The sequence below is a fragment of the Xanthomonas sp. 3075 genome, assembly GCF_014197275.1.
Classification (GTDB): Bacteria; Pseudomonadota; Gammaproteobacteria; order Xanthomonadales; family Xanthomonadaceae; genus Xanthomonas; species Xanthomonas campestris_B.
On the sequence record NZ_JACIFI010000024.1, the window covers coordinates 60,699 to 71,492 of the forward strand.

General features: G+C 65.6%; 10 protein-coding genes. 5 read left to right on the top strand and 5 right to left on the bottom strand.

Annotation, left to right across the window (positions count from 1 at the left end; translation table 11 throughout):
- Window positions 1-64: 64 nt before the first annotated feature.
- From GGR62_RS18170 to GGR62_RS18180, 3 genes are read right to left on the bottom strand one after another with little or no spacing between them, the layout of a single operon-like run.
- Complete coding sequence (locus GGR62_RS18170; RefSeq protein ID WP_184409239.1) at window positions 65-1,246, bottom strand: NAD(P)/FAD-dependent oxidoreductase; 1,182 nt, start codon at window positions 1,244-1,246, stop codon at window positions 65-67.
- The gene (locus GGR62_RS18175; protein ID WP_184409240.1) at window positions 1,243-1,791 is read right to left on the bottom strand and encodes a YaeQ family protein; all 549 of its coding nucleotides are present in this window, start codon (window positions 1,789-1,791) and stop codon (window positions 1,243-1,245) included. The genes GGR62_RS18170 and GGR62_RS18175 overlap by 4 nt, the downstream gene beginning before the upstream one ends.
- Before the next feature lie 55 nt (window positions 1,792-1,846).
- Window positions 1,847-2,323 carry a YaiI/YqxD family protein gene (locus GGR62_RS18180; protein WP_184409241.1) on the bottom strand — a complete coding sequence of 159 codons (477 nt, stop codon included), beginning with the start codon at window positions 2,321-2,323 and terminating at the stop codon, window positions 1,847-1,849.
- A 268-nt stretch (window positions 2,324-2,591) separates the two neighbouring features.
- Here GGR62_RS18180 and GGR62_RS18185 point away from each other — a divergent pair, with 268 nt between their 5' ends.
- Both GGR62_RS18185 and GGR62_RS18190 read left to right on the top strand, forming a co-directional pair.
- A complete protein-coding gene (locus tag GGR62_RS18185) occupies window positions 2,592-2,804 on the top strand; it encodes a cold-shock protein (protein ID WP_184409242.1) in 213 nt (70 codons plus the stop codon).
- Window positions 2,805-2,983: 179 nt separating this feature from the next.
- Window positions 2,984-3,682, top strand: a complete 699-nt coding sequence (locus GGR62_RS18190; protein ID WP_184409243.1) for a glutathione S-transferase — start codon at window positions 2,984-2,986, stop codon at window positions 3,680-3,682.
- Between the two features lie 130 nt (window positions 3,683-3,812).
- Here the strand turns inward: GGR62_RS18190 and GGR62_RS18195 are convergent, their stop codons facing one another.
- Entirely contained in the window at window positions 3,813-4,688 is an 876-nt protein-coding gene (locus GGR62_RS18195) for an alpha/beta hydrolase (RefSeq protein ID WP_184409244.1), read from the bottom strand.
- A gap of 167 nt (window positions 4,689-4,855) precedes the next feature.
- On the opposite strand from GGR62_RS18195, the gene GGR62_RS18200 reads away from it, so the two are divergent.
- Together GGR62_RS18200 and GGR62_RS18205 are read left to right on the top strand one after the other, a co-directional pair.
- Window positions 4,856-6,412: a YdiU family protein gene (locus GGR62_RS18200; RefSeq protein WP_184409245.1), complete on the top strand. Its 1,557-nt coding sequence runs from the start codon at window positions 4,856-4,858 to the stop codon at window positions 6,410-6,412.
- Between the two features lie 94 nt (window positions 6,413-6,506).
- Window positions 6,507-7,067 (top strand): adenine phosphoribosyltransferase, encoded by a 561-nt coding sequence (locus tag GGR62_RS18205; protein WP_184409246.1) that lies wholly within the window; start codon window positions 6,507-6,509, stop codon window positions 7,065-7,067.
- A 141-nt stretch (window positions 7,068-7,208) separates the two neighbouring features.
- Here GGR62_RS18205 and dbpA read toward each other — a convergent pair whose 3' ends face one another.
- The gene (dbpA, locus tag GGR62_RS18210) at window positions 7,209-8,585 is read right to left on the bottom strand and encodes an ATP-dependent RNA helicase DbpA (protein WP_184409247.1); all 1,377 of its coding nucleotides are present in this window, start codon (window positions 8,583-8,585) and stop codon (window positions 7,209-7,211) included.
- A 100-nt stretch (window positions 8,586-8,685) separates the two neighbouring features.
- Between dbpA and GGR62_RS18215 the strand changes: the two genes are divergently transcribed.
- Window positions 8,686-10,581, top strand: coding sequence for an ATP-binding cassette domain-containing protein (locus tag GGR62_RS18215; RefSeq protein ID WP_184409248.1), 1,896 nt, complete (start codon window positions 8,686-8,688; stop codon window positions 10,579-10,581).
- Window positions 10,582-10,794 lie beyond the last annotated feature (213 nt).

The window sequence follows — 10,794 nt, forward strand, 5'->3', positions numbered from 1 at the left end:
CTGCGTTTTGTAACGACTAAAAGCCGGTTGCGTCCAGAGTGGATTGGACGCATGTACCGTGAGACTAGGCGACGCTTCCGGCGGCATGTCCGGACGCCCACGCCCACTGGAAGTTATAGCCGCCCAACCATCCGGTCACATCCAGCACCTCGCCCACGAAGTACAGCCCGGCCACCAGACGCGACTCCATGGTCGCACTTGAGACCTGGTTAGTATCGACCCCGCCAAGGGTTACTTCAGCCGTTCGGTAGCCTTCGGTTCCGCTGGCGATCAGCGAGAAGGCGCCGAGCAGTTCGGCCGCGCTCTGCAATTGCGGTGGGTCCAGCTGGCGCACCGGCTTGTCCGGCAGCCACACCTCGCACAGGCGCTGCGCAAGGCGACGCGGCAGCACATCGGCCAGCACGTTGCGCAACTCGGTGGCGCCGCGTTGGGTTTTCTGTTCGCGCAACCAAGCGGTCGCATCGTGGCCGGGCAGCAGATCCAGGCGCAGGTCGTCGCCCGGTTGCCAGTACGACGAAATCTGCAAAATCGCCGGGCCACTGACCCCGCGATGGGTCAGCAGCATGAAGTTGCGGAAGCTGACCCCGTTGCAGCTGGCCTCAACCGGCAACGCCAGTCCGGACAGATCCTGCAGCCGCTCCTGGTGCTTGCCGCTCAGCGTGAGCGGCACCAGCCCGGCGCGCGTCGGCAACAGCGTGTGGCCGAACTGCTGGGCCAGCGTATAGCCGAAGCCGCTCGCGCCCATGCTCGGAATCGACAGCCCGCCGCTCGCCACGATCAGCGACTGCGCCTGCACGTGTCCCTGGCTGGTCTCCACGGCGAAGCCGTCGCTGCCGCGCTGTACCGATTGCACCTTGCAGTCGGTGCGGATCTGCACGCCCGCCGCGTCGCATTCGTCCAGCAACATGCGCACGATCTGCTTGGACGAGATGTCGCAGAACAGCTGGCCCAGCTCTTTCTCGTGATAGGCGATGCCGTGGCGCTCGACCATCTCCACGAAATCGGCCGGGCTGTAGCGGGCGAGGGCGGACTTGCAGAAGTGCCGGTTGGCCGACAGGAAGTTGCCCGGCGTGGTGCCGGTGTTGGTGAAGTTGCAGCGCCCTCCGCCGGACATCAGGATCTTCTTGCCGACCTTGTTGGCGTGGTCGATCACCAGCACCTGGCGGCCGCGCCGGCCGGCGGTCAGGGCGCTCATCAGGCCTGCCGCGCCGGCGCCGACGACCAGCACGTCGCAACGCGTGTTCATTCGGCCGGCGCTTGCCGCACCATCGGAGTCAGGGTCACGTTGCCGTGGTCGGCCAGCATCTGGACCTCGCCGTCCTGGATGATCACATCGAAGCGCATGCCGCGCTGGATCAGCGCGCCCAGCGCCTCGGTGGCCTGAGCGTCGAGCTCGATCACGCGCAGGTTGCGCTGGCGGCCGAGTGCATTGGCCTGCTTCTTCCACCAGGTTTCGGTGGCCTGGCCGCCGTAGCCGATGACCACCGCCTCGCGCGAGCGGTTGCAGGCCTTGCGCACGCGGCTCTCGTCGGGCTGGCCGAGGTCGATCCACAGATCCGGGTCGCCGGTGTAGTCGCGTCGCCACAGGTCGGGCTCGTCCTCGTTGCTGAGGCCGCGGCCGAATTCCAGGCGGTCGTCGGCAAACAGCGCGAACGCGAGCAGCCGCACCATCAGGCGCTCGTCGGTTTCGGAGGGGTGCTGGGCCAGAGTCAGCGAATGGTTGGCGTAATAGCCGCGGTCCATGTCGCTGATCTGAAGTTCCGCCCTGCGGACGGTGGCGGTAAGAGCCATCAGGATGCCGATTGCAAAGGGCGCTTATGATACGCCCCCGTCCACACGCAGTCAGTTACATGGACTGCAGGGCCAGCCAGCGGTCGAGTTGGGCGGCGAAGGCCTGACGGTCGCGTGCATGCAGAGCCGGCGGCCCGCCAGTGGCAACGCCTGCGCCGCGCAGCTCTTCCAGAAAACTGCGCACCGACAGGCGCTCGTTGATGCTGTTGCTGGTGAATGGTTCGCCGCGCGGGCTGACCGCGCTAGCGCCTGCTTGCAACACGCGCGCGGCCAGCGGGATGTCCTGGGTCACGACCAGGTCGCCGGCGGCGACCCGCTCGGCAATCGCATCGTCGGCCACGTCCGGTCCACCGGGAACCTGCACATTGCGCACGTGCGGCAGGGCCGGTGTCTGCAAATGGTGGTTGGCGACCAGTGTCACCGCGACCCCGGTGCGCGCAGCTGCACGGAAAAGGATGTCGCGGATGACGGTGGGGCAGGCATCGGCATCCACCCAGATCTGCGGTCGCGTTTGGTCTTGAGGCCTATTCATGCAGCAATTGTGACTGGGAAAGAGCCTGACAGACCGTCGGAATCGGCCCGACAGCAAAAGATTTGACGTTAGGTGTCGCTTTTTGGTGAAAACACGAGTACTGTGCACGCACTGTGTTTGCAAGGGTCACCGTGAATCGTGGCCTGGTGCAGCCGGATCGTTACAGATCTCGCTTCATCGTTCCGCTTTACCAACGCCTGCAACTCAGTCTCAGCTCCGGCTTTTCGGACGCTGCGATTTATCCATCTATAGTTCAGGAGTTTGTAAAATGTCAGAAATACGCCAGACCGGTACCGTGAAGTGGTTCAACGATGCCAAGGGCTTCGGCTTCATCACCCCGGAAAGCGGCCCGGACCTGTTTGTGCACTTCCGTGCCATCCAGGGCACCGGTTTCAAGTCGCTGCAGGAAGGCCAGAAGGTCACCTTCGTCGCCGTGCAGGGCCAGAAGGGCATGCAGGCTGACCAGGTGCAGGCGGTCTAATCCGTCTGCAACCTTAAGGTTGCCGAAAAGGCCGGTCGCGCAAGCGACCGGCCTTTTTTATTGGGTGGGATTTTTTCCACCCGCGGGTGTCGGCGTAAGTGGAGGTGTGTCGGTCGCAAGCGCGTGCGGCATCGCCGCTTGAATAGGTAGGATAAGCGCTTTACGCACGCAGCCCTGCCATGATCACTGTTCACCATCTCAACAATTCCCGTTCCCAGCGCGTGCTGTGGCTGCTCGAAGAGTTGGCATTGCCTTACCAACTGGTGCGCCATGAGCGCGATCCCAAGACCATGCTGGCGCCGGCCGCGTTGCGTGCCATTCACCCGCTCGGCAAATCTCCTGTCATTGTCGATGGCGAACTGACCGTGGCCGAGTCGGGCGCGATCCTGGACTACCTGACCGAGCGCTACGACACCGAATGCGCGCTGTCGCCACCGCCGCGTCCGTTGGAGTCGCCCGAGCGTTTGCAGTTCCGTTACTGGATGCACTATGCCGAGGGCTCGGCGATGCCGCCGTTGTTGATGACGCTGATCTTCGGGCGCATCCGCAGTGCGCCGATGCCGTTCTTCGCCAAGCCCATTGCCCGCGCAATCGTGGACAAGGCGATGTCGAGTTTTGTCGGTCCGCAACTCAAGCTGCACCTGGACTGGATGGAACAGTCGCTGCAGGCGCGCGAGTGGTTTGCCGGAGAGCGCTTTACCGCTGCCGATATCCAGATGAGCTTTCCGGTGCAGGCTGCGGCGGCGCGAGGAGGCGGGTTGGAGAGCTACCCGCGTCTGCGCGGCTTCCTGGAGAAAATCCAGGCGCGCCCTGCATACCAGGCGGCGCTGAAGAAGGGTGGCCCGTTCGAGCTGTTGGGTAGCAAACCGGCCGCGTGATGCCGGCGGCGGGTGAGCGCGGGTGAGGCCGAGTCCGGCGCAGGTCGCTCCACCTGCCGCCGGCATTGAGCGCTGTATTGGCGACTCCCCAATCCCGACACTCTAATCCCGGCACTGCATCACCCAGCCATCAAGGCGCCCGGCACTGCCGCAGAAACTGCAGCGTGTCGCGCAGCACCGGCGAGCGCTCGGGCGATTTGCGCAGCGCCAGCACGATGCCGAGATGGCCCATGCCCGGGTAGACCTTCAACTCGGCCGTGCCGCCCTTGCGTTGCAAGGCATGCTGCAGCGAGATGCTGTTCTGCAGTTCGACCACGCGGTCGGCGTCGCCGTGCAGCAGCAGCATCGGCGGCTCATCGCCGCCGACGTAGTGCACCGGCTGCGATTGCCGCTGCGCGTCCGGCGCCTGGCCGAAGATCTCGATCAGTTCCGGGTCGTCTATCGGCAGAAAGTCGTACGGACCGGCCAATCCCACCACGCCGCAAAGCTGGCGTGGCTTCATGTCCTGCCGTTGCAACCAGCGCGCGTCGGTGCCCAACAGCGCCGCGATATGCGCGCCGGCCGAGTGCCCCATCACTGCCAGTCGCCCGGGGTCGCCGCCATAAGTGTGCGCATGCCGATAGCTCCAGGCGGTGGCGCTGGCGGCGTCGGACATGAAACCCTGCAGGCCGACCTGCGGAAACTTGCGATAGTCCGCCACCATCGCCACCACGCCCTGGCGGGCAAGCGCGCGTCCGACCCAGCGATAGTTGCTGCGCGTTCCGTGCTTCCAGGTGCCGCCATAGAAGAACACCACTACCGGCGCATTCACCGCGCCACGTGGCTGATACACGTCCAGCGCCAGCCCATGCCCCGGGTCGAAGACCTGGTTGCGGTGTTCGACCATGCCGTCGCGGCTGGACGCGGCATTGATGCCGCCGAAGAACACGCTGCTGCAGGCGCTCAGCGTCAGCGAGCCGAGCAGCACAATGGCGGGACGAAACCAGCGAGAGACGCGCGAGGGCATAGGCGATGTCGGGTCGGAGGGCAGGGAGTGATAACGGCTTGTACGTCGCCACGGTGTGCAGGACGCGCCTGCTTGGCAGCGCAAAACGATTAAGGATACGGTGCGGGCGCCACTGCAGATGCGGCCGGACCATGCCGGGTTCACTGCCGGTGGCCTAGGCTTGTGCCATGACAACGTTGCGATTTGATAACCGGCTGCGCCAGCAGTTGCCCGGCGATGCCGAAGAAGGTCCGCGACGCCGCGAGGTGCGCGCTGCCTGGTCCACGGTCGTGCCAACGCCGGTCGCCGCACCGCGCCTGCTTGCGCATTCGGCGGAGGTGGCCCAGCTGCTCGGGCTGGACGCCGCCGAGATCGCCAGTTCACGCTTTGCCCAGGTCGTTGGCGGCAATGCGCTGTATCCAGGCATGCAGCCGTGGGCGGTCAACTATGGCGGGCACCAGTTCGGACATTGGGCAGGCCAGTTGGGCGATGGCCGGGCGATTTCGCTGGGCGAGGCGATCGGGGTCGATGGCGGTCGCTACGAGCTGCAGCTCAAGGGCGCCGGCCCGACGCCTTACTCGCGCGGTGCCGATGGTCGTGCGGTGTTGCGCTCGTCGATACGCGAATTTCTATGCAGCGAAGCGATGCACCATCTGGGCGTGCCGACCACGCGCGCGCTGAGCCTGGTGACCACCGGCGATGCGGTGGTGCGCGACATGTTCTACGACGGCCGCCCGCAACGCGAGCCGGGCGCGATCGTGTGCCGGGTGGCACCGTCGTTCATCCGCTTCGGCAACTTCGAGTTGCCCAGTGCGCGCGGCGATCTCGCGCTGTTGCGGCAGTGGGCGGATTTCACCACTGCGCGCGATTTCCCGGAGCTGGAAGGTGCCGGCGAGGAGGTGTACGCCGCCTGGTTTGCGCAGGTCTGCGAACGCACCGCGGTGATGGTGGCGCACTGGATGCGGGTGGGGTTCGTGCATGGGGTGATGAACACCGACAACATGTCGATCCTGGGCCTGACCATCGATTACGGCCCGTATGGCTGGGTCGACGATTACGACCCGGACTGGACGCCGAACACCACCGACGCCCAGGGCCGTCGCTACCGTTTCGGCACCCAGCCGCAGGTGGCGTATTGGAACCTGGGCCGTTTGGCGCAGGCGCTGGCGCCGCTGTTCGCCGACCAGGCGCCGTTGCAGCAGGGGCTGGACCGCTTCCGCGATACCTACCTGGCCTGGGACCGCCGCGATACTGCGGCCAAGCTGGGCCTTGCCGAGTGCCGTGACGAGGATCTGGCGTTGATCGACTCCCTGCGCGCGCTGATGCACGACGCCGAGATGGATATGACGTTGACCTTCCGCGGGTTGATCGATCTGTCGCCAGAGCATCCCGACCCGGAGCTGTTGCGCGAAGCGTTCTACGACGAGGCCAAGCGCCTCGCGCACGCAGCGCAGCTGCAGGAATGGCTGCAGCGCTACGCGGTGCGGTTGATGCACGACAGTCTGCCGGCGGACCTGCGGCGCGAACGCATGCGCCTGGCCAATCCGCGCTACGTACTGCGCAACTATATGGCGCAGCAGGCGATCGATCTGGCCGAGCAGGGCGATCCGTCCGGGGTGCAGGAGTTGCTGGAGGTCATGCGTCATCCGTACGACGACCAGCCGGGCCGCGAGGCGTTTGCCGCGCGGCGGCCGGACTGGGCGCGCGATCGCGCCGGCTGCTCGATGCTGTCCTGCAGTTCCTGACGCGCTCAGATGCAGGTATGTCGTAAACGCGGCGGGCCACGCCTACGCAGCCTAGAATAGCCGGGTCCCCACCGGCTACGACGCCACCATCACCATGACCGATTGCAGCCGCTGCGCCGGCACCACTTCTTCCGGACCCAACCACTGGGCAGGCCGGATCCGCGATATCGCCGATTTTCCCAAGCCGGGCATCGTCTTCAAGGACATCACGCCGCTGCTGTCCGATGGCCCGGACTTCGCTTCCGCATTGGACGAAATGGCGCAGCCCTGGCGGACCACGCCGCTGGACGCGGTGTTGGGCATCGAGGCGCGCGGTTTCATCCTGGGTGCTGCGCTGGCGCGCGAGCTGCGCACAGGCTTCGTGCCGGTGCGCAAGCCGGGCAAGCTGCCCGGGCGCACGCTGGTGCAGGAATATGCGCTGGAATACGGTACCGATCGCATCGAAATGCACGAAGACGCTTTGCCGCGCGGTGCCCGTGTATTGATTGTCGATGACGTACTCGCCACCGGCGGCACCTTGCGTGCGGCGTTGAGCCTGGCCGCACAGCTGGAGCTGGAAGTGGTCGGCGCGGCGGTGCTGGTGGAGCTGCTGACGCTGAAGGGCCGCGAGAAGTGGGCCGATGACGTACCGTTGCTGGCGACGTTGAGCTACTGATCCAGGCGTCTGGTTGAGCGAGCGTCATGCCGAGCCAGCGTTCTGGCGACATGGATGCGCGAAAATCCGCATCCATGTGGATCGAGCGGCAGGCGTTGCGGCCGCCGCTCGACCGGATCGTCCGCCTCTACCGCTTGCTGGTTACAGCTTGCTGACCCGGAACCGGCGTCCCTTGATCTTGCCCGCATGCAGATGCGCCAGCGCCTTGGCGACATGCGCGTTGGCGATGGCGACATAGGAGCGGGTGGGGTAGATCGCGATCTTGCCGATCGCCGCGCCGGAGAGTCCGGCTTCGCCGGTCAGCGCGCCGAGGATGTCGCCGGCACGTAGTTTGTCGGTCTTGCCGCCATCGATGCGCAAGGTTGTCATGGCCGCCTGCGGCAGCTGCGCGGGGCGGGCGGTGGCCAATGGTGCGCGCGACCACTTCAGCGGCTGGCCTTGTTCGGCTTCCAGTGCCTGTGCGCGACCCGTCTCGCGTGAGGCCACCAGGCTGAGTGCCAAGCCGCGCTTGCCGGCGCGCGCGGTGCGGCCGATGCGGTGGCGGTAGGTTTCGGTGTCGGTGGGCAGCTCGTAATTGACCACCGCCGACAGGTCTTCCACGTCCAGCCCGCGCGCGGCCACGTCGCTGGCCACCAGCACGTTGCAGCTGCGATTGACGAAGCGCACCAGCACCTCGTCGCGGTCGCGCTGTTCCATGTCGCCATGCAAGGCCAGCGCGGAGAAGCCGAACTCCTGCAGCGAGCCGGCCACTTCGTCCACTTCCTTGCGGGTATTGCAGAACACCACGCTGGATTCGGGATTGAAGCGCAGCAGCAGCCCGGCGACGGCTTTCTGTCGATAAGTCGGGTCGACTTCGAAGAACTGCTGGTCGATTTCCGGCGCGTTGTCGGCGCCTTCGACGGTGATTTCGATCGGGTCCTTCAGGATCTCGCGCGCCAGCGTGCGGATGATGTCCGGGAAGGTGGCCGAGAACAGCAGGCTCTGACGGTGTTTGTCGCAGCGGCTGGCGATCTCGCGGATGGGTTCTTCGAAGCCCATGTCGAGCATGCGGTCGGCCTCGTCCAGCACCAGCGTGCGCACGCCGCCCAGATGCAGGGCGCGCTTGCGGGCGAGTTCCTGGATACGGCCTGGCGTGCCGACCACCACTTGCGGGTCGTGCGCTTCCAGCGAGGCCAGTTGCGGACCCAGCGGCATGCCGCCGGTGAGCACCACCAGCTTCATGTTGGGAATGCCGGTGGCCAGCTTACGCAGCTGCTTGCCGACCTGGTCGGCCAGTTCGCGGGTGGGGCAGAGCACCAGCGCCTGCGCGCGGGTCAGCGCCGGGTCGAGCTTCTGCAGCAGGCCCAGCCCGAACGCGGCAGTCTTGCCGCTGCCGGTGGGTGCCTGGGCGATGACGTCCAGCCCCTGCAGGATCGGCGGCAGGCTCTGCGCCTGGATGGGAGTAAGGACGGTGTAGCCAAGGGCGTCGATGCCGGGGGCCAGGGCCGGCGACAGCGGCAGCGCGGAGAATTCGTTCATGGCGCATTTTAGCGGGAATCGGGAGTGGGGAATCGGGAATCGCAACGGCGAGGCTTTTCCATTCCCGATTCACCATTCCCGATTCCCGTACAATTAGCCCATGCCTTTAATCACTCTGCAAAGCGTCGACTACAGCGTCGGCGGCCCCCTGTTGCTGGAAAAAACCGACCTCACGATCGAGCCGGGCGAGCGTATCGCCCTGATCGGCCGCAACGGCGCCGGCAAATCGACCTTGATGAAACTGATCGCCGGCGAGCTCAAGCCCGATGACGGCGAAGTGCGCGTGCAGCAGGGCGTGCGCATTGCACGGCTGGAGCAGGAGGTGCCGCAGGGCACCGGCGGCAGCGTGTTCGACGTGGTGGCCGATGGCCTGGGCGAACTGGGCCACTGGTTGGCCGAGTTCCATCAGCTCAGCCACGCCGAGGTGTTCGATGCCGATGCGTTCGGCAAGGTGCAGGCCAAGATCGACGCGGCCGATGGGTGGGCGCTGGATCAGCGCGTCACCGAGACCCTGACCAAGCTGGAACTGGACGGCGATGCGGAGTTTGCGCGGCTGTCCGGCGGCATGAAGCGCCGCGTGCTGCTGGCGCGCTCGCTGGTGTCCTCGCCGGATGTGCTGCTGCTGGACGAGCCGACCAACCATCTGGACATCGAGGCGATCGACTGGCTGGAGTCGTTCCTGAAAGGCTGGAGCGGCAGCGTGCTGTTCGTGACCCATGACCGGCGTTTTTTGCGTGCGTTGGCCACGCGCATCGTCGAAATCGACCGTGGTCAGGTCACCAGCTGGCCGGGCGACTGGGCCAATTACGAGCGCCGTCGCGAAGAACGACTCAATGCGCAGGCGCAGGAGAATGCGCGCTTCGACAAGATGCTGGCGCAGGAAGAAATCTGGATCCGGCAGGGCATCAAGGCGCGACGGACCCGCGACGAAGGCCGTGTGCGGCGTCTGGAATCGATGCGCAACGAGCGCGTGCAGCGCCGCGACCTGACCGGCAATGTACGTATGGAAGTCTCGCAAGGCGAGTCCTCCGGCAAGAAGGTGATCGAAGCCAAGGAGGTCGGCTTCGCATTCGGCGCACGCACGATGGTCAAGGACTTTTCGACCATCATCCAGCGTGGCGACCGCATCGGCCTGATCGGTCCCAACGGCAGCGGCAAGACCACCTTGCTCAAGTTGCTGCTGGGCGACCTGCAGGCGCAGCAGGGCGAGATCCGCATCGGCACCAATCTGCAGATCGCCTACTTCGACCAGTACCGTTCCACGCTGCGCGAGGACTGGAGCGCGATCGAAAACGTGGCCGAAGGCCGCGATTTCCTCGAGATCAACGGCAAGCGCAAGCATGTGCATGCGTATCTGCAGGACTTCCTGTTCACGCCCGAACGCGCACGCGCACCGATCACCCGGCTGTCCGGTGGCGAGCGCAATCGTCTGCTGCTGGCGCGGTTGTTCGCACAGCCGTCCAACCTGTTGGTGATGGACGAACCGACCAACGATCTGGACGTGGAAACGCTGGAATTGCTGGAAGAGTTGCTCGGCGAATACACCGGCACCTTGCTGCTGGTCAGCCATGACCGCGACTTCCTCGACAACGTGGTGACCTCCACGCTGGTGATGGAAGGCGAGGGCTTGGTCGGTGATTACGTCGGTGGTTACAGTGATTCGCTGCGTCAGCGTCGCACCCCGGCGCCCAACGCGATGGCGGTGGCCAAGGCATCGGCGACGGCGGCTGCGACTACGCCAGCGGCGCCTGCTGCCGCACCGGCGGAAGCTGCGCCCAAGCGCAAGCTCAGTTACAAGGAGGCGCGCGAGCTGGAGCAGTTGCCGGCCTTGATCGACAGCCTGGAGCAGCAGGTTGCAGCGCTCACCAATGCGATGAACGACCCGGCCTTCTATCAGCGCGACAGCGCCGCGATGGCCGCGCATACCGCCGCGCTGGGCGATGCACAGGCGCAGCTGGATGCGGCGTTCGCGCGCTGGAGCGAACTGGATAGTTGATCGCTCAACCGGCGTACGACTGCGTGCCGGTCTTTTTTTTTAGGCGCGGCAAACAAGCATTGCGAGCTGATAGATGACTTGTAGAGCGGCTGCTCTGCGGCTTGGTTGCAGGGTCCTTGCCCGCCCACCATCGCGGGACACGCCGCAAGTACGTCCTTGTAGCAACTGTGTTGTTGGAGGGGCTTTGGCCACTCCGTCAGCCGGGCACGGTGG

What these genes read in the sequence shown, in the direction of transcription:
- GGR62_RS18170 (WP_184409239.1), bottom strand. Translation starts at nt 1,246, where the DNA reads ATGAACACGCGTTGCGACGTGCTGGTCGTCGGCGCCGGCGCGGCAGGC.
- GGR62_RS18175 (WP_184409240.1), bottom strand. Translation starts at nt 1,791, where the DNA reads ATGGCTCTTACCGCCACCGTCCGCAGGGCGGAACTTCAGATCAGCGAC.
- GGR62_RS18180 (WP_184409241.1), bottom strand. Translation starts at nt 2,323, where the DNA reads ATGAATAGGCCTCAAGACCAAACGCGACCGCAGATCTGGGTGGATGCC.
- GGR62_RS18185 (WP_184409242.1), top strand. Translation starts at nt 2,592, where the DNA reads ATGTCAGAAATACGCCAGACCGGTACCGTGAAGTGGTTCAACGATGCC.
- GGR62_RS18190 (WP_184409243.1), top strand. Translation starts at nt 2,984, where the DNA reads ATGATCACTGTTCACCATCTCAACAATTCCCGTTCCCAGCGCGTGCTG.
- GGR62_RS18195 (WP_184409244.1), bottom strand. Translation starts at nt 4,688, where the DNA reads ATGCCCTCGCGCGTCTCTCGCTGGTTTCGTCCCGCCATTGTGCTGCTC.
- GGR62_RS18200 (WP_184409245.1), top strand. Translation starts at nt 4,856, where the DNA reads ATGACAACGTTGCGATTTGATAACCGGCTGCGCCAGCAGTTGCCCGGC.
- GGR62_RS18205 (WP_184409246.1), top strand. Translation starts at nt 6,507, where the DNA reads ATGACCGATTGCAGCCGCTGCGCCGGCACCACTTCTTCCGGACCCAAC.
- dbpA (WP_184409247.1), bottom strand. Translation starts at nt 8,585, where the DNA reads ATGAACGAATTCTCCGCGCTGCCGCTGTCGCCGGCCCTGGCCCCCGGC.
- GGR62_RS18215 (WP_184409248.1), top strand. Translation starts at nt 8,686, where the DNA reads ATGCCTTTAATCACTCTGCAAAGCGTCGACTACAGCGTCGGCGGCCCC.